Annotated in this window: 17 protein-coding genes and 1 pseudogene; 7 read left to right on the forward strand and 11 right to left on the reverse strand. The window is 69.3% G+C overall.

The window, feature by feature from the left end; genetic code table 11:
* Positions 1-33: 33 nt before the first annotated feature.
* Positions 34-600 carry a TetR/AcrR family transcriptional regulator gene (locus tag ACLJPX_RS27535; RefSeq protein ID WP_410603000.1) on the reverse strand — a complete coding sequence of 189 codons (567 nt, stop codon included), beginning with the start codon at positions 598-600 and terminating at the stop codon, positions 34-36.
* Between the two features lie 158 nt (positions 601-758).
* On the opposite strand from ACLJPX_RS27535, the pseudogene ACLJPX_RS27540 reads away from it, so the two are divergent.
* From ACLJPX_RS27540 to ACLJPX_RS27555, 4 genes and pseudogenes are all read left to right on the forward strand, one after another.
* Positions 759-1,172, forward strand: a pseudogene (locus ACLJPX_RS27540) (LLM class flavin-dependent oxidoreductase); the annotation flags it as partial.
* 429 nt (positions 1,173-1,601) lie between these two features.
* Complete coding sequence (locus ACLJPX_RS27545) at positions 1,602-2,438, forward strand: TIGR03620 family F420-dependent LLM class oxidoreductase (protein ID WP_410603488.1); 837 nt, start codon at positions 1,602-1,604, stop codon at positions 2,436-2,438.
* Complete coding sequence (locus tag ACLJPX_RS27550) at positions 2,422-3,378, forward strand: ankyrin repeat domain-containing protein (protein ID WP_410603002.1); 957 nt, start codon at positions 2,422-2,424, stop codon at positions 3,376-3,378. The genes ACLJPX_RS27545 and ACLJPX_RS27550 overlap by 17 nt, the downstream gene beginning before the upstream one ends.
* Before the next feature lie 214 nt (positions 3,379-3,592).
* Positions 3,593-4,474 (forward strand): nuclear transport factor 2 family protein, encoded by an 882-nt coding sequence (locus tag ACLJPX_RS27555; RefSeq protein ID WP_410603004.1) that lies wholly within the window; start codon positions 3,593-3,595, stop codon positions 4,472-4,474.
* Here ACLJPX_RS27555 and ACLJPX_RS27560 read toward each other — a convergent pair.
* The 4 genes from ACLJPX_RS27560 to ACLJPX_RS27575 form a co-directional block, all read right to left on the reverse strand.
* Positions 4,471-4,734 carry a DUF397 domain-containing protein gene (locus ACLJPX_RS27560; RefSeq protein WP_410603006.1) on the reverse strand — a complete coding sequence of 88 codons (264 nt, stop codon included), beginning with the start codon at positions 4,732-4,734 and terminating at the stop codon, positions 4,471-4,473. The genes ACLJPX_RS27555 and ACLJPX_RS27560 overlap by 4 nt on opposite strands.
* A gap of 75 nt (positions 4,735-4,809) precedes the next feature.
* Entirely contained in the window at positions 4,810-5,823 is a 1,014-nt protein-coding gene (gene ilvC / locus ACLJPX_RS27565) for a ketol-acid reductoisomerase (RefSeq protein WP_410603008.1), read from the reverse strand.
* A gap of 42 nt (positions 5,824-5,865) precedes the next feature.
* Positions 5,866-6,372 carry an acetolactate synthase small subunit gene (gene ilvN / locus ACLJPX_RS27570; RefSeq protein WP_034315713.1) on the reverse strand — a complete coding sequence of 169 codons (507 nt, stop codon included), beginning with the start codon at positions 6,370-6,372 and terminating at the stop codon, positions 5,866-5,868.
* Positions 6,369-8,261 (reverse strand): acetolactate synthase large subunit, encoded by a 1,893-nt coding sequence (locus ACLJPX_RS27575; protein ID WP_410603009.1) that lies wholly within the window; start codon positions 8,259-8,261, stop codon positions 6,369-6,371. The genes ilvN and ACLJPX_RS27575 overlap by 4 nt, the downstream gene beginning before the upstream one ends.
* A gap of 320 nt (positions 8,262-8,581) precedes the next feature.
* On the opposite strand from ACLJPX_RS27575, the gene ACLJPX_RS27580 reads away from it, so the two are divergent.
* Entirely contained in the window at positions 8,582-9,052 is a 471-nt protein-coding gene (locus tag ACLJPX_RS27580) for a PH domain-containing protein (RefSeq protein WP_410603010.1), read from the forward strand.
* Between the two features lie 72 nt (positions 9,053-9,124).
* Positions 9,125-10,969, forward strand: coding sequence for a dihydroxy-acid dehydratase (ilvD, locus tag ACLJPX_RS27585; protein WP_410603012.1), 1,845 nt, complete (start codon positions 9,125-9,127; stop codon positions 10,967-10,969).
* A gap of 113 nt (positions 10,970-11,082) precedes the next feature.
* Here ilvD and ACLJPX_RS27590 read toward each other — a convergent pair whose 3' ends face one another.
* The 3 genes from ACLJPX_RS27590 to ACLJPX_RS27600 form a co-directional block, all read right to left on the reverse strand.
* Positions 11,083-11,625 carry a DoxX family protein gene (locus ACLJPX_RS27590; protein WP_410603490.1) on the reverse strand — a complete coding sequence of 181 codons (543 nt, stop codon included), beginning with the start codon at positions 11,623-11,625 and terminating at the stop codon, positions 11,083-11,085.
* 68 nt (positions 11,626-11,693) lie between these two features.
* Positions 11,694-12,518, reverse strand: a complete 825-nt coding sequence (locus ACLJPX_RS27595; RefSeq protein ID WP_410603492.1) for a DUF72 domain-containing protein — start codon at positions 12,516-12,518, stop codon at positions 11,694-11,696.
* Between the two features lie 32 nt (positions 12,519-12,550).
* Positions 12,551-13,456 (reverse strand): 2-hydroxyacid dehydrogenase, encoded by a 906-nt coding sequence (locus tag ACLJPX_RS27600; RefSeq protein ID WP_410603014.1) that lies wholly within the window; start codon positions 13,454-13,456, stop codon positions 12,551-12,553.
* A 62-nt stretch (positions 13,457-13,518) separates the two neighbouring features.
* On the opposite strand from ACLJPX_RS27600, the gene ACLJPX_RS27605 reads away from it, so the two are divergent.
* Positions 13,519-14,754 carry a PQQ-dependent sugar dehydrogenase gene (locus ACLJPX_RS27605; RefSeq protein ID WP_410603016.1) on the forward strand — a complete coding sequence of 412 codons (1,236 nt, stop codon included), beginning with the start codon at positions 13,519-13,521 and terminating at the stop codon, positions 14,752-14,754.
* On the opposite strand, the gene ACLJPX_RS27610 is transcribed toward ACLJPX_RS27605, so the two are convergent.
* The 3 genes from ACLJPX_RS27610 to ACLJPX_RS27620 all read right to left on the reverse strand — a co-directional run bounded on the left by ACLJPX_RS27610 (position 14,751) and on the right by ACLJPX_RS27620 (position 18,415).
* Complete coding sequence (locus tag ACLJPX_RS27610; RefSeq protein WP_410603018.1) at positions 14,751-16,124, reverse strand: MFS transporter; 1,374 nt, start codon at positions 16,122-16,124, stop codon at positions 14,751-14,753. The two genes, ACLJPX_RS27605 and ACLJPX_RS27610, sit on opposite strands and share 4 nt — an antisense overlap.
* Positions 16,121-16,693, reverse strand: a complete 573-nt coding sequence (locus ACLJPX_RS27615; protein ID WP_410603020.1) for a TetR/AcrR family transcriptional regulator — start codon at positions 16,691-16,693, stop codon at positions 16,121-16,123. The genes ACLJPX_RS27610 and ACLJPX_RS27615 overlap by 4 nt, the downstream gene beginning before the upstream one ends.
* 324 nt (positions 16,694-17,017) lie before the next feature.
* Entirely contained in the window at positions 17,018-18,415 is a 1,398-nt protein-coding gene (locus tag ACLJPX_RS27620; protein ID WP_410603022.1) for a DUF6351 family protein, read from the reverse strand.
* Between the last annotated feature and the right edge of the window lie 7 nt (positions 18,416-18,422).

Genomic DNA, 18,422 nt, shown 5'->3' on the forward strand with positions numbered 1-18,422 from the left:
GCGCCGCAGTTTAGACCTGGTGACAGGGGATTGTTAACTCGCCCGTAATCCGGCGAAAACGAGTTCGAGGAGCCGTTCGAGGCCCTTGTCACCCGAAAGATGTTCACTGGCCCAGGAAAGCGCGTGCAGCAGCACCAGCAATTCGTGCGCTGTGACGTCCGCCCTCAGCTCCCCCGACGCCTTCGCGCGTTCCACCAGCTGGGACACCGCGTCCCGCATGGCGTGACACGAGGCATACAGCGGCGAGGCGTCGTCGTCGAGGACGTCGACCATCAGTTCGGGTAGCCCGCGGTAGCTCGCCGACTGCCTGCCCATCCCGGCGAGCCAGGTCTTGAGCGCGCTCAACGGCTCCGGCGAGCCCAGGAGTTCGCGGGCCGCCACGGCCTGGCCGTCGAACCGCTCGCGAAGCACCGTCTCGACCAGCGCCTCGCGGGTCGGGAAGTGCCGGTAGAGCGTCCCGATGCCGACACCGGCATTGCGGGCGATGTCCTCCAGCGAGGCCTCGACCCCGCGCGCGGCGAAGGCACGCTTCGCCTCCTCGACGAGGCGCTCGTAGTTGCGCCGGGCATCCGCGCGCAGCGGTTTCTTCTCGGTGTCCATCGCACTCCCGAGCCTAGTCTCGACAAATCGGAGGCAGCCTCCGTATAGTCGGCCAGGTAACCGGAGGCTGCCTCATGTTAGCTGGAGAGACCGAAGTGAACCTGATCGAAGAGACCCGCGACCTGCTGGGACCGGTGGGCGTCTGGCTGCCGCTCGGCATGCTCAAGCCGTCACCCGAAGAAGAACTGAAGGCGCTACGACGGCTGGAGGAGCTGGGCTATCGCACCGTCTGGGCGGGTGAGGGACCGGCGGCCCGGGAGCTGTTCGCGCACAGCGGCATCGCGCTCGCCTCCACCGAACGGGTGGTGATCGGCACCGGGATCGCCAACATCTGGTCACGCCCCGGGTACACCGCCCAGGCCGGCGGGCGAGCGCTCGCGCATGCCTTCCCCGGCCGGTTCGTGCTCGGTGTCGGCATCGGCCACGCCTTCCAGGCGACGAAGTCCGGCGCGGACTACCGGCCGCTCGGACAGACCCGTGAGTACCTCGAAGCCATGGCCGCCGCGGAGGCCGAATTCCCTTCACCGGTCCCGTTTCCGCGCGTTCTCGCCGCCGTCGGCCCGAAGATGCTCGAACTCGCGAGGGAGCTGACGGACGGCGCGCACCCGTTCGCGCAGCCCTTCGAACACACGCCGTACGCCCGCGAGATCGTCGGGCCGGACAAGCTGCTCATCCCGGAGCATCCCGGTCCTGCTCGGCGGCCGGGAGGAAGCGCGGGCGAACATCGCGAAGACCATCGAACTGCTGAAGCAGTACGGCATCCCGCACTACATCAAGGGCTGGAAACGCCTGGGCTACACCGATGCCGACATCGACGACGTCAGCGACCGGCTCGTCGACGGGCTGACCGCGTGGGGCGACGAGGAGAAGATCGCGCGGCGGATCAAGGAAATCGTCGACGCGGGCGCGGACACCGTGCTCGTCAACCCGGTCGGCGACAGCCTGGACGTCATCGTGGATCAGCTCGAACGACTGGCCCCGGCGCTGGCGGAGGTGACCCGATGAGCGTCGGGATCTGGACGTTCTCCTTCGACGGCAAGGAAATCGGCGCGGTCCGCGACGCGGCCTCGGAGATCGAAGAACTCGGCTTCGACGCGGTGTGGTTCGGCGAATACCTGGGCAGGGAGGCGTTCACTCAAGCGGGCCTGCTGCTGGCGGCGACGTCCCGGCTGACGGTCGCCACCGGGATCGCGCGTTTCGACCAGCGGGAACCGGCGACCGCCGCGGCCGCCGGGCGGACCCTCGCCGAGGCCTACCCCGGCCGGTTCGTCCTCGGCCTGGGCGGGCACCGAAGGGGCACGAAACCGCTGGAGGCGATGCGCGGATACCTCGACGGGATGGACGGGACCGAACTGTCCACACCGGACTCCCCGCACCGGCGGCTGCTGGCCGCGCTGGGGCCGAAGATGCTTTCGCTGGCCGCGGAACGGGCCGACGGGGCGCATCCGTACTTCGTCCCGGTCGAGCACACCGCTCGCGCCCGGGAAATCATGGGCCCTTCGGCTTACCTGGCCGTCGAACAGGCCGTGGTTCTGGGCTCGGACCGGGAGATCGCCCGGCGGCACGTGTCGATGTACCTGGAGCTGGCGGCCCACCATCAGGCGAATCTGCGGCGGTTCGGCTTCACCGAGCAGGACTACGGCTCGGACCGCCTCGTCGACGCGCTGGTCGCCGTCGGGGAGGACGAGATTTCCGCCCGGATCCAGGCACATCTGGACGCGGGCGCAGATCATGTCTGCCTTCAGGTCCTGACCGAGGACGAACGGATCCCGCTGCCGGAATGGCGGCTTTTGTCGGGGGTCGCGGGTAGCGTGCGGAAGCGTGACGTCACCGGCTGAACTGGCTTTCGAGAACGCGCGTGAACTGATCGACGCGCAGGACCTCGCCGGGCTCGCGCGCCTGATCGGCGACCTGCCCACGCTCGTCCACGCGCACGGGAAGAACGGGAACGACCTGCTCGGCATGGCCGTCGCGACCCGCGACGAGCGGCTGTGCCGGATCCTGCTCGACCACGGGGCGGATCCGGCGTCGGCCAACGTGCACGGCTGGACCGCGCTGCACCAGGCCGGGTACGTCGGGCAGCCGCTGCTGGTCACGATGCTGCTCGACGCGGGCGCCCCGGTCGACGTTCCCGCCCGCGGCGACGGCGGGACACCGCTGGTGGCCGCGTTGTTCTGGGGCCACCGCGAGGCCGCCGAGGCGCTGGCCGCGCACAGCCTGTCCCCCGGGAACCTGCGCGTCGCGGCCGGTCTCGGACACAGGGATCTGCTCGACGCGCTGATCGCGCCGGACGGCACACTCTCCCCCGAGGCGGGCGCGCACCGCGAGTTCCACCGGCCGCACAGCGGTTTCCCGGAATGGCGGCCGAGCGACGATCCGGCCGAGATCGTCAACGAGGCGCTTACGTGGGCCGCGCGGAACGACCGCTCTTCGGCTGTCCGCACGCTGGTGGAGCGGGGAGCCGACGTGGACGCCGACGTCTATCGCGGGACCGCGCTGACGTGGGCCGCCGCCCAGGGGAAGGCTTCGGTGATCGGGACCTTGGCCGAACTCGGGGCTTCGGTGAACCGGCAGGGCACCTTCGGCGGGCTTTCGCACGGGGAAGGTGTCACGGCGCTGCACCTGGCCGTGCAGGGCGGGCACGTGGACGCGGTCCGCGCCTTGCTGGCGGTGGGGGCGGACGTGTCCCTTGAGGACTCTTTGTACTCGTCGTCGGCCTTGGGGTGGGCTGAGCACTTCGAGCAACGGGAGATCCTGGCGGTTCTGCGGGGAGCCTGAGGTCGGCGGGCGTGGGGGCCCCAAGTGCTATGAAAGGCCCGTTACTTGCAAATTTTGCAAGTAACGGGCCTTTCATAGCACCCCCCCAGCCGCTCCAGCCGCTCCAGCCGCCCCTGCCGCCCGCGCCGCAGCGCAAGGTGGACAAGTGGAGTCTGTAGTCCGTATCGTCAAAGACGGACTACAGACTCCGTTTTTGTCTGACTGGGAGAGCTCAATGACCACACCCCGCGAAGTCTTCGACGAGCTGTCCGAAGGCATCACCGCCGGACGCTGGGAAGACCTTTTCGCGCTCTACGCGGAAGACGCCGTCGTCGAGAACCCGCAGCGCCCACCCGTGCCGACCCGCTTCGAGGGCCGCGAAACCCTTCGCAAGAACTTCGGCGGAGGAATCAACGTGCGCATGAGCAGGGCGGATGTCCTGATTCATGGGACAACCGACCCGGAGGTGATCATCGCCGAGTACCGCAACGTCGGCGAGGCACTCGACACCGGGAAGTCCTTTGACATCACCAATATCCAGCTCCTCCGGGTCCGCGACGGACTCATCGCCCACTCCCGCGATTACCACGACTACCTCCGCCTGACAGCGGCACGCGACGGTCTGGAGGACCTCGAAAAGAGCTACGAAACCGCGGAGCGGGAAATCACGCCGGTTCCACCGCGTCCGGTGTCGGCGGCGGATCCGAGGAGTCCGCGCGGGGTGTTCGAGCGGCTCGTCCACGGCGTCGCGGACGGCAAGTGGGGTGAGTTGTCAGCGCTCTACGCCGAGGAAACCCACGTGACGCACCCGTTCCTGCCCGGGGCGAAGACCCTGGCGACCAGGGAAGACCTGCACGAGCACTTCAAGTTCGGAGAGCAGCATGAGGTCCGGTTCCAGGTCCGCGATCTGGTGATCCACGAAACCCTCGACCCTGAGGTCGTGATCGGCGAGTTCGACTATCAGGGCACGGCGGGAGGCAGCCCGGAATTCCGGGTCTCCAACATCTTCGTGCTGCGCGTGCGCGACGGGCTGATCGTCAAATCCCGTGACTACGCCGACCATCTCGCCGTCGCGGCCGCCACCGGACGGCTGAAGGAACTGTTCGCGCTCGTCTAAGCGGGAAGGTCGAATTCTCCGTCCGCGACGCCTTTCAAGAAGGCGTCCCATTCCCTCGGGGTGAACACGAGGACATTGCCGTCCGGATCCGAGGACTGGCGCATCGCGGTGTAGGTGACACCGTCTACGTGCGGCACCAACGCGTACTCGACGCAGTCTTCGAGATTCGCGCCTTCCGGTTCCGCCCGGATCCACGCCGCGTCTTCCAGGTCCAGTTCGGGCCGGATGTGGGCTTTGTCGTCCACCGGCTGCTCACTCATGGTGTCCACGGTATCCCTTTCAGGCGCGCAAAACGAAGGGGCCCTTCACCAGGAAGGGCCCCTTCGCGGCGAAACCTAGGCGGTTTCGGTGATCGGCCGGTCCACCCACGACATCAGGTCGCGCAGCTTCTTGCCGGTCTCCTCGATCGGGTGCTGGTTGCCCTGCTCCTCGAGCTTGGTGAAGTTCGGCCGTCCGGCCTCGTCCTCGGCGACCCATTCGCGGGCGAAGGTGCCGTCCTGGATCTCTCCGAGGATCTTCTTCATCTCTTCCTTGACCGCCGGCGAGATGACGCGCGGGCCGCGGGTCAGGTCGCCGTACTCGGCGGTGTCGGAGATCGAGTAGCGCTGACGCGCGATGCCGCCCTCGTACATGAGGTCGACGATCAGCTTCAGCTCGTGCAGCACCTCGAAGTAGGCGATCTCCGGGGCGTAGCCGGCCTCGGTGAGCACCTCGAAACCGGTCTGCACCAGCGCGGAGGCGCCACCGCAGAGAACGGCCTGCTCGCCGAAGAGGTCGGTCTCGGTCTCCTCGGTGAAGGTCGTCTTGATGACCCCGGCGCGGGCGCCACCGATGGCGGCGGCGTAGGACAGCGCGAGCGCCTGCGCGTTGCCGGAGGCGTCCTGCTCGACCGCGATGAGCGCCGGGACGCCCTTGCCGTCGACGAACTGGCGGCGGACCAGGTGGCCCGGGCCCTTCGGCGCGACCATGGCGACGTCGACGTTCGACGGCGGCTTGATCAGGTCGTAGCGGATGTTGAAGCCGTGACCGAAGAAGAGCGCGTCGCCGTCCTTGAGGTTCGGCTCGATGTCCTTCTCGTAGATCGCGCGCTGCTTGGTGTCCGGCGCGAGGATCATGATCAGGTCGGCTTCGGCGCTGGCCTCGGCCGGGGTGAGCACGCGGAGACCCTGCTCCTCGGCCTTGGCCCGCGACTTCGAGCCCTCGGGCAGGCCGATGCGGACGTCGACACCGGAGTCACGCAGGCTGAGCGAGTGCGCGTGGCCCTGGCTGCCGTAGCCGATCACGGCGACCTTGCGACCCTGGATGATCGAAAGGTCCGCGTCGTCGTCGTAAAAGATTTCCACTGCCATGAGGGGTACTACTTCCTTTCCTGACCTACAACAAAAGATTCTTTATCGAGCTGAGGTGGCGGTGATGGATCGGGCGCCACGGCCGACCGCGACCATTCCGGACTGGACCAGTTCACGGATGCCATAGGGCTCCAGCATCCGCAGCAGGGCACCGATCTTGTCCGAGGTGCCGGTGGCCTCGACGGTGAGCGCCTCAGGGGACACGTCCACCACTTTCGCGCGGAAGAGCTGCACCGTCTCGAGGACCTGGCTGCGCACGGTGTTGTCGGCGCGGACCTTGACGAGCAGCAGTTCGCGCTGCACGGCGGTGGACTTTTCCAGTTCCACGATCTTGATGACGTTGACCAGCTTGTTGAGCTGTTTGGTCACCTGTTCGAGCGGTAGCTCTTCGACGGCGACCACGATCGTCATCCGGGACACCTCGGGATTCTCCGTGGGCCCGACGGCGAGGGATTCGATGTTGAAACCGCGCCGGGAAAACAGTCCGGAAACCCGCGCGAGGACACCGGGCTTGTTCTCCACCAGAACGCTCAGGGTGTGCACGCTCATCGCGCGTCTCCTTCTTCTGCCGCAGCGCTGATCTCCGCTGCTTCGATCTCACCCGCGGCGGCGACTTCGTCGTCGTCGAAGAGCGGGCGGATCCCGCGCACGGACATGATTTCGTCGTTACCGGTGCCCGCGGCCACCATGGGCCACACCTGGGCATCCTTCCCCACCACGAAATCGATCACGACGGGGCGGTCGTTGATCTCCATGGCGCGCTGGATGGTGGCGTCGACGTCTTCCTTGGTCTCACAGCGGAGCCCGGCGCAGCCGAGCGCCTCCGCGAGCAGGGTGAAGTCGGGGATGCGGTGCTTGTGGGTACCGAGATCGGTGTTGGAGTACCGCTCCGAGTAGAAGAGGTTCTGCCACTGGCGGACCATGCCCAGGTTGCCGTTGTTGATGACGGCGACCTTGATCGGCGCGCCTTCGATGGCGCAGGTGGCCAGTTCCTGGTTCGTCATCTGGAAACAGCCGTCGCCGTCGATGGCCCAGACCTGCTTGTCCGGGACGCCGAACTTGGCGCCCATCGCGGCCGGGACGGCGAAGCCCATCGTGCCGAGGCCGCCGGAGTTGATCCAGGTGCGCGGGTTCTCGTACTTCACGAACTGCGCGGCCCACATCTGGTGCTGGCCGACGCCCGCGGTGTAGACCGCGTCCGGGCCGACGAGCGAACCGATGCGCTCGATGACGTACTGCGGGGAAAGCGTCCCGTCCTCGGGCCACTCGTAGCCCGCCGGGTAGTCGTCGCGCCAGGAGCGGACCTGCGTCCACCAGTCCTGCAGGTCCGGCTTCGCGGACTTGTCGGTCTCGGCGCGGACGGCCTCGATCAGTTCGGTGATGATCTCCGCGCAGTCGCCGACGATGGGCACGTCCGCCTTGCGGTTCTTGGAGATCTCGGCCGGGTCGATGTCGGCGTGCACGATGGCGGCGTCCGGCGCGAACGAGGACAGCTGCCCGGTGACGCGGTCGTCGAAGCGGGCGCCGAGGGCGATCAGCAGATCCGCCCGCTGCATCGCCGCGACCGCGGAGACCGAACCGTGCATCCCCGGCATGCCGAGGTGCTGCGGGTGCGAGTCGGGGAACGCGCCGCGGGCCATCAGCGTGGTGACGACCGGGATCCCGGTCAGCTCGGCCAGTTCCATCAGCTGGCGCGAGGCGTCGGCCTTGATCACGCCGCCGCCGACGTAGAGGACCGGGCGCCGCGACTTGCTGATCAGCCGGGCGGCCTCGCGGACCTGCTTGCCGTGCGGGCGCAGCGTGGGCCGGTAGCCCGGCAGCCGCAGCTCCGTCGGCCAGGAGAAGGAGGTCATCTCCTGCAGGACGTCCTTGGGGATGTCCACCAGGACCGGGCCGGGGCGGCCGGTCGAGGCGAGGTGGAAGGCCTCCGCGATGGTGCGGGGGATGTCCGCCGGGTCGGTGACCAGGAAGTTATGCTTGGTGATCGGCATCGTGATGCCGCAGATGTCGGCTTCCTGGAAGGCGTCCGTGCCGATCAGCGCGCGGGACTGCTGACCGGTGATGGCGACCACCGGGACCGAGTCCATGTTCGCGTCGGCGAGCGGGGTGACCAGGTTGGTCGCGCCGGGACCCGACGTGGCCATGCACACCCCGACCTTGCCGGTCGCCTGCGCGTAGCCGGTGGCGGCGTGGCCCGCGCCCTGTTCGTGGCGGACCAGGACGTGGCGGACCTTCGTCGAGTCGAGCAACGGGTCGTACGCCGGGAGAATGGTGCCGCCGGGAATACCGAACACGACTTCCGCGCCCACCGCCTCGAGCGAGCGGACGAGCGACTGCGCGCCCGTGACCCGCACGGGGGTCCCGGCCGGCGGCGCCGGCTTGGGTCGGGACCCGGATGTTCCGGTGTTCGCTTCAGCTCGCGAGGTGGCACTAGTCATCGCTGTTTGCCTCGTCTTGTCTAGTCACTCGTTCGGGTATTCATTGGCTGGTTCGGCGTTGAAATTGTTCCAGGCAACAAAAAACCCCCGCCGACCGGAGTGGTCGCACGAGGGTCGCGCGTCGACGCAGCGGAGACTTCCCTAAGCGTCGACGCGCTGGGGAAGTACGAGGCCGGTCTGCGTTGTCACGAGAGTGAAGCTAGTCGGTCGCCGTCAAGAGTGTCAACTCTGCGGGACGGCGATTCCGCATGCTGGACACCTTCGGTGCACTGCGCGACCCGCGTTCGGGGCCCGGAAGGCCGCGGTGCACCATCTTTGACGTGGCAGAAGAAAAGCAGCAAGAACAGGCGAACGAGGCTCCCAAAGCCGTCTTCAAGATTCCGAACACGGCGCTGTTGGCGATCGCTTTCCTCGTCGTTTGTGTGACGCCTGTCGCGTTCGGCGACGTGCCGTACCTCCAGTGGCTCTACATCTTCCCGATCGCGCTGGCGGTGTTCGTCATCCGGACCCGCACGACGGCGACGGCCGAGGGACTGGAAGTCCGCACACTGTTCGGGCATCGGGACCTGCCGTGGTCCTCCCTCAAGGGCCTCGCCATCACCGACAAGGCGAAGGTGCAGGCGGTGCTGAAGGACGAGACCAAGGTCGCGCTCCCCGCCGTGCGCACCCGCCACCTTCCGGTGATCTCGCTGGTCAGCGCGGGGCACATGGCCGATCCTTCCGGGCTCACGGACGACGTCGCCAAGACCGAAGAGGCGACTCCGGAAAAGACGGCGGACTCCGGGGAGTAGGATTGGTAGGACCAGTTTGGCGCCGGTTCGCCCGGCAAGGCCCTGGTCCCACCCCGAACCTTGGAGTAAGCCGTGCCCCCACTCCGTTCCCGGACCACCACCCACGGCCGCAACGCGGCGGGCGCCCGCTCGCTCTGGCGCGCCACCGGGATGACCGACAGCGACTTCGGCAAGCCGATCGTCGCCATCGCGAACTCCTACACCCAGTTCGTGCCGGGGCACGTGCACCTCAAGGACCTCGGCGAGATCGTGGCAGGCGCGGTGAAGGAGGCGGGCGGTGTCGCCCGCGAGTTCCACACGATCGCCGTCGACGACGGGATCGCCATGGGGCACAGCGGAATGCTCTACTCGCTGCCCTCGCGCGAGATCATCGCGGACTCCGTCGAGTACATGGTGAACGCCCACCAGGCCGACGCGCTGGTCTGCATCTCCAACTGCGACAAGATCACCCCGGGCATGCTGAACGCCGCGATGCGGCTGAACATCCCGGTGGTCTTCGTCTCCGGCGGGCCGATGGAGGCCGGGAAGGCCGTGGTCGTCGGCGGGGTCGCGCAGGCGCCGACCGACCTGATCACCGCGATCGCCGCTTCGGCCAGCAGCGAGGTCGACGAGGACGGGCTGTCCATTGTGGAGCGCTCGGCCTGCCCGACCTGCGGTTCGTGTTCGGGCATGTTCACCGCGAACTCGATGAACTGTCTCACCGAGGCGCTGGGCCTCTCGCTGCCGGGCAACGGCTCCACCCTCGCGACGCACGCCGCCCGCAAGGCGCTGTTCGAAGACGCCGGGCGCACGGTCGTCGAGCTGTGCAAGCGCTGGTACTCCCACGACGACGAGTCCGCGCTCCCGCGCTCGATCGCGTCGAAGAAGGCGTTCGAGAACGCGATGGCCCTCGACATGGCGATGGGCGGTTCGACCAACACGGTGCTGCACGTCCTCGCCGCCGCGCAGGAGGGCGAGGTCGACTTCACCATCGACGACATCGACGCCATCGGCCGCCGCGTGCCGTGCCTGTCGAAGGTCGCGCCGAACTCGGACTACCACATGGAAGACGTCCACCGCGCCGGCGGCATCCCGGCCATCCTCGGTGAGCTGTACCGCGGCGGGCTGCTGAACACCGACGTCCACTCCGTGCACTCGCCGGACATCGAGTCTTGGCTGTCCACTTGGGACATCCGCGCGGAGGAGCCTTCGGCGCGCGCGATCGAACTGTTCCACGCGGCGCCCGGCGGCGTCCGCACCACGGAGGCGTTCTCCACCGAGAACCGCTGGTCCTCTTTGGACACCGACGCCGCGGACGGCTGCATCCACGACGTCGAGCACGCCTACACCAAGGACGGCGGGCTCGCGATCCTGCGCGGCAACCTCGCGGAGAACGGCGCGGTCATCAAGTCCGCGGGCATCGACGAGGAACTCTGGCGTTTCGAGGGCCCGGCCCGGGTGCTGGAAAGCCAGGAGGAGGCGGTTTCGGCCATCCTCAAGAAGGAGATCCAGCCCGGTGAGGTGCTGGTGATCCGCTACGAAGGGCCGGCCGGTGGCCCGGGGATGCAGGAGATGCTGCACCCGACGGCGTTCCTCAAGGGCTCCGGCCTCGGCAAGAAGTGCGCGCTGATCACCGACGGCCGGTTCTCCGGTGGCTCGTCGGGCATCTCGGTCGGGCACATCTCCCCCGAGGCCGCCGCGGGCGGGGCGATCGGCCTCGTCCAGAACGGCGACCGCATCCTGCTCGACGTCCACGAGCGCCGCCTCGAACTGCTCGTCGACGCGGACGTGCTGGCCGAGCGGCGCGCGAAGATGGACGCGAGCGAGCGGCCGTGGCAGCCGGTCTCGCGGGAGCGGCCGATCACCGCCGCGCTGCGGGCCTACGCGCGGATGGCCACCTCGGCCGACACCGGCGCGGTGCGGGACCCGAGCAAGTAGTCCTCTTGTTGCGTGGTCCCCAAACGCTATGAAAGGCCCGTTACTTGCAAATTTTGCAAGTAACGGGCCTTTCATAGCACGCGCCCGAACGCATCCAGAGGACTAAACGCGGGTCAGCGGCACAGCACGATCACCACGACCGAGGCCGCCGCGGCCAGCAGGAGCCCGATCAACCCGAACGAGAGCGGCCGCTTGCGCCACGGGGTGTTGGCGTCCAGCGCGATCCGCCCCGAGCCCGCGAGCAGGACGGTCAGCGAAGCGGCGCCCAGCAGGAGCTCGAACTCGAAGCCCTGCCCTTCCTTCTGGAAGAACCCGCCGCCGAACTTCACGAACACGATGTTCGCGCAGACCCCGAGCAACGCGGCCGCGCCGACCGGGGTGAACAGGCCCACCAGCACGAGCGCGCCGCCGAGTACCTCGCTGATCCCGGTGATCCACGAAAGCAGCGTGGTCTGGCTGGTGTAGCCGAGGTTGCCGAGCACCCTGGCGAAGCCGCCGACCCCGGGCCCGCCGAAGGCGCCGAAGAGGTGCTGGAGCCCGTGCGCGCCCATGGTCACGCCGAGCACCACTCGCAGGACGAGCAGACCGAGATCGATCCCGCCCCTGGTCTCCGCCGGGCCGGGGCCGCTGTCGGAGTCGGCCACGTCCGAGATCATGCTGGTCTGGTAGTCATCGCTCACGCGCGAAGGGTAGGCGAAAGAAGCCCGTCAGGCGACACAGCGGTTCAGAACAGGGTCGCGGGTTCGACCGGTTCGGGCTCGGGCAGCGGGTCGAGGCCGGGCATCAGGGCGCGCACCTCGTCGTGGAACCGGCGGGCGAGCGCGGGGGCGTCGTCGTTGTCGGGGGTGTGCACGAAGACCGTCGGCGACCGGCCCGCGCGCAGCCATTCGGCGACCACCTCGGTCCACGGCAGCCATCCCTCGACGGTCTCCTCGGTCGCGTCCCGGCCCAGATAGCGGACGATCGGCCGGTCGGTCAGCGCCCGTGTCCGCCGCGGCAGCCGGGGTTTCTTGACCCAGGCGTCCTGTTCGGCCTCGCTGACCGGCGGGCTCCGGAAGAAGACCGTGGTGTCGAAGGGCACCCACTCGGCGTCCGCGTCGGTGAGCGCCCGCTCCAGCGACGACGTCGAGCGGGCGTCGGAGTAAAACTCGGGGTGGCGCACCTCGACGGCACGCCGGAGGCCGACGGGCAGCCTGCGCAGGAAACGACCGAGGGCGTCGACGTCCGAGGGGCCGAACGAGGCGGGCAACTGGGTCCACAGGACCGCCCGTTCGCCGAGGGGTTCGATCGCGTCCAGGAACGCCCGCATCTCGGTCTCGACCCCGGCGAGCCGTCGCTCGTGCGTGACGACCTTGGGCAGCTTGACCACGAACCGGAAGCCGGGGCCGGTCTGCCGCGCCCACGTTTCGACGGTGTCCCGTGCGGGGGTCGCGTAGAAGGTGGTGTTGCCCTCGACGGCGTTGCACCAGCCGGCGTAGGCCCGCAGGCGCTCCCCTGCGGGCAGCGACTTCGCCAGGAACCGCCCGGCCCACGCCTTGTGCGTCCACATCGCACAGCCGACATGCAGTGTCGCCATGATGCTCAGTATTCGCCGTGGACCAGGTTGTTCGGCAGCTCTCCGCTCAGATAGTGGCTCAGTTCCCTGGCCACCACCGCGTAGGCGCGCTGCCGCCTCCCGCTCACCGCGCCCGCGACGTGCGGCGTCAGCAGCAGCCCCGGCACGTCCCACAGCGGATGCCCCTCCGGCAACGGCTCGGGATCGGTGACGTCGAGGGCGGCGCGCAACCGTCCCGACGCGAGTTCCGCGACGAGCGCGTCGGTGACGACGACCGGTCCCCGCGAGACGTTGACGAGGATCGCCCCGTCCGGCATCGCGGCCAGGAACCCCGCGTCGACCAGACCCTGGGTGTGCTGGGTGAGCGGCACCATCAGGACCGTGATGTCGTGGTCGGGTAGCAGATCTGGGAGTTCACCGACGCCGTGCACGCCCTCGCGAGCGGTGGCGCCGACCATCGTGCAGCGCACGTCGAACGTCTCCAGCCGCCGTCGCAGATGCCTGCCGAGGTCACCGGCGCCGACGATGAGGGCCCGCTTGCCCTGCAACGTGTCGGTGGTCCGGCGGGCCCAGTGTTTCCGCCGCAGGCCGTCGGCGAAACCGTCGAGACCGCGGTAGATCGCCAGGAGGACCGCGACGACCCATTCGGCCGAGCTTCCGCCGTGCGCGCCGCGGCAGGTCGAGAGCAGGACACCGTCCGGCACCTTGCCGATCCAGTCCTCGGCGCCGGCCACCAGCAACTGCACGAGTTTGACGTTGGGCAGTTCGCGCCACAGCTCCTCGCTGGGCCGGTCACCGGTCACGAGGACCTCGGCCCCGGCGGCTTCGGCGGGCACCGGCTCTCCCCGGCGGTACACCACCGGGCGCACGCCCTCGATCTCCGAAAGCGCGGTCACTCCCTCTTCGTCGGGCACGAGCACGGTTACCGTCATGATCGCCACGGTATCGAGTGCCGCTTACCCGTGGCTCACGCACGCCCACCTAGGCTGGCCCCGTGCGTACCCGGTACCGGCGGAAATGGACCGCGCCGCTGGCTCTGCTGGCCTGCGGCTCGCTGCTGCTCTCCGGCTGCGCCGACTTCGACAACACGGCGGCCGGGCAGAAGTTCACCCCGGTCAACCCACCGTCCCCCGAGTCCCCGCCGCAGGTCGGGCCCGGCGGTGACGCGGGCGATTCCGGCCCCGGCGGTCCCGGCGGCCGGGGGAACGGGCAGAACCAGACGCCGACGCCGGTTCCGCCGCCGCAGGGCTGCAAGGACTTCGACAAGGCCGTCATCGCGACCTGCCTGGACACCGTCGCGGCCGTGGCCGCGCTCCCCGGCGACGGCACCGCGCCCAGCGCGCTCGCGGGCGAACGCAAGAGCGGCCGGATCCTGCTCGCCGCCGCGGGGAAGGACCCGGCGGCCTGGGCCACCGTCCCCGTGGACGGCTCCGGCGACGGCGGCCTCACCTCGCTCGCCCTCTCCCCCGGGTTCGCCGAAGACCAGCTCGTCTTCGCCTACGTCACCACCCCGGCGGACAACCGGGTCGTCCGGCTGGCGAAGGGCCAGGCGCCGAAACCGGTGCTGACCGGCATCCCCAAGGGCGCCTCCGGCAACCGCGGCGCGATCGGCACCGACGGCAAGGGCGCGCTCCTGGTCGCCACCGGCGACGCGGGCAACCCCGGACTCGCGGCCGATCCCGCGTCGCTGGCCGGGAAAGTGCTGCGCATCGACACCTCCGGCAAACCCGCGCCGGGCAATCCCACCGCGGGTTCGGCGGTCTTCTCCACCGGCGTGCACTCCCCCGGCGGGATCTGCCGCGACCAGGCCGGTTCGCGCATTTGGCTGACGGACAGGCTGGCCGACAAGGACGTCCTCCACCGGCTTCGCGCGGGACAGCCCCTGACCACCCCGGCCTGGAGCTGGCCGGACAAGCCCGGCGTGGCGGGATGCGCGGACTTCGTCGCCGCCTCCGGCAATCTGTCCGTGGCGACGTCGACCGCGGGCAACCTGCAGCATCTGCCGGTCACCCCGGACGGCGCCGTGACCGGCAAGCCCAGCGTCACCCTGGACGGCAAGACCGGCAAACCCCCGAAGACCTTCGGCCGCCTGTCGTCGATGAGCATGATCAACCCGCAGATAGCGCTGGTCGGCACCATCAACAAGGACGGCGGCTCGCCGGTTTCGAGCGACGACCGCCTCGTCATCATCACCCCGGCGGCCAGCGCCGGCGGGAGCGGCAAGGACTAGGACGCCGCCCGGCGCGGAGTTCCGGCGACGATGAGCGCGCTGACCGCGAGCAGGGGCAGCGCCCAGAGCGCCGTGGTGAGGTAGCCGTTCCGGGTGGGGAGCAGTGCGCCGTCCGGAGTGGTCGCGGCGAGCAGGAACCCCGCGAGCGCGCTGCCGACGCTCATTCCCATGCTGCGGGCGATCTGGTTGATCGAGAGCACGCTGGCGGTTTCTTCCCGGGGCACACCGACGAGGACGAGCTTGGGCATCACCGCGAAGACACCTCCGACGGCGAAGCCGAGGACGGCGATCGCGGCGAGGACGACGAAGAGCGACTCGTTGCCGACGGCGAACAACAGGGCACCGGCCATGGCGATCACGACCGAGAGCGTGTACGTCCACCGTTCGGTGATGCGCGCGCTGAGCCGCGGCACCGCTTTGCCCGCGGCGAATCCGAGCAGTGAGAACGGGATCAGGGCCGCACCCGCGGCGACACCGGGGAGCGCGAAGCCGTAGCGGGCGTCGCCGGGCGTCTGCACGTAGCGGGTGAACAGGCTGAACAACAGGTACAAACCGGCCCCGGCCACGAGTATCGCCAGGTTCGCGCGGAGGATCGGCCCCTGGCCGAGCAGCCGAAGGTCCACCAGCGGTGTCTTGGTGCGCAGTTCGAGGAACGCCCACACCGCCAGCACCGCGGCGGAACCGGCGAGAAGACCACCGGCCAGCCACGCGTTCGCCCAGATCGAGGGGGCGGCGATGACCAGAAGGATCCCGAGCGTGCCGAGAGCGAGGAGCAGCGCGCCCGGGACGTCGATCCGGGGCAGCTCGCCGGGCTCCTCGATGGGCAGGATGCGCCAGGCGATGGCCAGCGCGACGGCGGACAGGAGGAATCCGAGTCCGTACGCGGCACGCAGGCCCGCGAGCTGGTCGAGCAGGCTGATCAGCGGATAGCCGACGCCGATGCCCACGGTCGACGCGACCGAGATCGCGGCGATCGTCGACACCGAGCGTTCGGCAGGCAGGTGAGCGCGGGCGACGCTCATCAACAGCGCCCCGGCCGCGACAGCGAGCCCTTGCAGAGCTCGCCCGATCAGCAACGCCGCGAACGGCAGCGGGAGCACCGTCAGCAGCCCGCCCACCATGACCAGGGCCAGGGTGGCCAGGATCGTGACCCGGCGGTACGGGCCGCCGCCGAGCCTGCCCAGCACCGGGCCCGCGATCGCGCCGCTGAACAACGTCACCGTCAACGTCCACTGCGCGGCGCCGAGGGACACGTGCATCCCCGTCGCGACCGGCGTGATGAGAGGCGCCCCGACGCTGCCGATCACCGCTCCCGACAACGCCGTGCAGACCAGCGCCACGCTCAGCCCGCCGTCCACGCGGGTGGTCACCGGTTCGCCTCGGTGGTGACGTGCGCGAACAGCTCCGGCCGGATCCGGGTGCGAACCCCCTCGGCCCAGCCCGCTTCGACCTGTTCGACGTCCATCGCGGCGCCGGTGTTCAGCAGCATCCCGAAGGCGAGGAACGTCTTCACGGTCACCGGTTCGAGTCCGGTGCCGTCCTCGGCCGTGTCCCACATCCGGGCGAAACACGACCGCACCACGTCCCGCACCTCCGGGTCGCCACAAGCGGCGAAGCCCTGGAGCTGCAACAACAACCCGGTCCGGTCGGCCAGCAGGTCGAAGTACTGGGCGCCCATCGCCGAGAGCGCGTCCAGGCCGGTCTTCCCCTCGCCCGCGACTCGCATCCCGTCGCTGACGCGCGCGAAAGCGGCCTGGACCAGCTCCAGGAACAGGGCCTTCTTCGTCCCGAAGATCCGGAAGACATACGCCTGGGTGATCCCGGCCGCCCTCGCGATCGCCTCCGTCGACGCCCCGTGCAACCCGTGTTCCGCGAACTCCTTCGCCGCGATGGCCAGCACCTGGGCACGCCGGTCCGTTCCGCTCATCCGTTCAGCCATGCTGCGAGGTTACTGGTTACTAACCACTAACTAAGTGGGTGGGTGGGGTGCCGGTCCTGGGGGTCGTGAGTGGCGATTCGGGTTAGGGCCGAGGGTGTCTTGGTCACCTACTGGCCTCTGACTGCGGTCGTTCACGGGTCCGGGTCGCGAAGGGCCCCTTGCCTACCTTGACCGTAGTGATGGAGGCCTTCACTACTCTCGTGATCGCCACGACCGCCACCTTCGCCCCACACGCACCAATGATCACAGCGGCCGCGCGTAAGGGGCCCCTTCCCTCGACTCAGCCGAGGAAACTCGGCCCTCACGCCTCGCCTATCCCTGGGCTCAGCGGGACGGCCTCGGGGAGGACGGCGGCGTGAAGCGCACGAACGACGGCGCCATGGCCTTCTCCTCGCCGGTTTCGCTGAACAACTCCGGGACCAGCCGATAGCCGAGGCCCAGCGCGGTCGCGGCGGCGGTGAGCCGTCGCGGTCCGGTGTCCGGCCAGCGCCCACTGTCCACACGGGACAGGAGGGTGCGCAGCAGGACGATCTCCTCGGCGGCGTTGAACGAGCAGTGGCCGCCCCGGCTCACGTAGGCCTGCCGCAACCGGGCGGGATCGCCGTTGCGCCGGACCTGGTCGCCGTACCACCGGGCCTGGCCGGCGACCGCGCCGCCGTCGCCGGTGGTGTGCACGGTCAGCACCGGCGACGGCGTGGTGCCGCGTGCCACGGTGTAGTGACGCAGGTAGGCCTCCGCCTTCGGGTCCGCCGAGATCCGCGGGGCCGCGGCGAGCCGGTCCAGATCGGCTTCCAGGTCCGCGCCGCCCGCCCGGTAGGCGTGCCGGACGAGGCCGAGTCCGGCGGACCGGGCGAGCATGCGCCGGTAGTCGATGCCGGTGTTCGACGACGGGTTGCCGCCCGCGCGGCGCTCGATCTCGGGGCGCGCGGCCGGTCCGTAACCGAACAAGTAGGCCCCGGTGACCCACATCGCCTGCTGCGCGAGCCGCTCCGACGGCGCGGTGGGCTCCGGCTGATGCGCGAAGGCCCAGCCCGGGATTTCGCCGAGCGCACCGGCGAGCGCGATCCGGGCGCGGCCCTGCTCCGTCTTCTGGGCTTCGGCCACGACGGCTCCGAGCGCGTCCTGGGCCGCCTGCGGATCGCGAGGCCGGACCAGGTCGATGTCCGCGTCCGGCGCCAGCAAGGTCTTGAGCGCGAACAGCATGTCCAGTGCGCTGTTCCAGGTGCCGTTCGCGTCGTACTCGCCGCATTGCGTCAGAACGCCGTCGAAACGACCGGGATTGTTCTCGGCCAGCTTCAAGGAGATCACGGCGCCCATGGACATTCCGCTGGTGATCGTCCGCCGCGGTTGGCCGACGGTGGCCTTGAACCAGTCCAGCAGCGCGATCTGGTCGGTCAGCGCCTCCTCGATCGCGTGCCCGAACACGCCTTTGTAGTTCGACGCGGCGAGCGCGTAGCCCTGGTCGAGCAGCCAGGTCTCGGTTTCGGGTCTGGTGGCCAGCATGATCCGCGCCGGCTTCCATTCCTCCACGTACAGCCCGTGGCTGTAGAGCACCAGCGTGCCGTTCCACCGTTTCGGCATTTTGACCAGGAAGTCCGCGCCGTCGATCGTTCCTTCGTGCACGTGACGGCGCCCCTCGGCCGACGCCGGGACGACGGTGATCAGCGCGCCGAGAAGCAGCGTGACGAGCATGGTGACGAGTGTCCTGCGCGAGTGGGTCATACCGGCC

The organism is Amycolatopsis sp. lyj-90 (genome assembly GCF_046549035.1).
GTDB lineage: Bacteria > Actinomycetota > Actinomycetes > Mycobacteriales > Pseudonocardiaceae > Amycolatopsis.

What these genes read in the sequence shown, in the direction of transcription:
- ACLJPX_RS27590 (WP_410603490.1), bottom strand. Translation starts at nt 11,625, where the DNA reads ATGATCTCGGACGTGGCCGACTCCGACAGCGGCCCCGGCCCGGCGGAG.
- ACLJPX_RS27595 (WP_410603492.1), bottom strand. Translation starts at nt 12,518, where the DNA reads ATGTGGACGCACAAGGCGTGGGCCGGGCGGTTCCTGGCGAAGTCGCTG.
- ACLJPX_RS27600 (WP_410603014.1), bottom strand. Translation starts at nt 13,456, where the DNA reads ATGACGGTAACCGTGCTCGTGCCCGACGAAGAGGGAGTGACCGCGCTT.
- ACLJPX_RS27555 (WP_410603004.1), top strand. Translation starts at nt 3,593, where the DNA reads ATGACCACACCCCGCGAAGTCTTCGACGAGCTGTCCGAAGGCATCACC.
- ACLJPX_RS27615 (WP_410603020.1), bottom strand. Translation starts at nt 16,693, where the DNA reads ATGGCTGAACGGATGAGCGGAACGGACCGGCGTGCCCAGGTGCTGGCC.
- ACLJPX_RS27575 (WP_410603009.1), bottom strand. Translation starts at nt 8,261, where the DNA reads ATGACTAGTGCCACCTCGCGAGCTGAAGCGAACACCGGAACATCCGGG.
- ACLJPX_RS27545 (WP_410603488.1), top strand. Translation starts at nt 1,602, where the DNA reads ATGAGCGTCGGGATCTGGACGTTCTCCTTCGACGGCAAGGAAATCGGC.
- ACLJPX_RS27560 (WP_410603006.1), bottom strand. Translation starts at nt 4,734, where the DNA reads ATGAGTGAGCAGCCGGTGGACGACAAAGCCCACATCCGGCCCGAACTG.
- ilvN (WP_034315713.1), bottom strand. Translation starts at nt 6,372, where the DNA reads ATGAGCGTGCACACCCTGAGCGTTCTGGTGGAGAACAAGCCCGGTGTC.
- ilvC (WP_410603008.1), bottom strand. Translation starts at nt 5,823, where the DNA reads ATGGCAGTGGAAATCTTTTACGACGACGACGCGGACCTTTCGATCATC.
- ACLJPX_RS27535 (WP_410603000.1), bottom strand. Translation starts at nt 600, where the DNA reads ATGGACACCGAGAAGAAACCGCTGCGCGCGGATGCCCGGCGCAACTAC.
- ACLJPX_RS27620 (WP_410603022.1), bottom strand. Translation starts at nt 18,415, where the DNA reads ATGACCCACTCGCGCAGGACACTCGTCACCATGCTCGTCACGCTGCTT.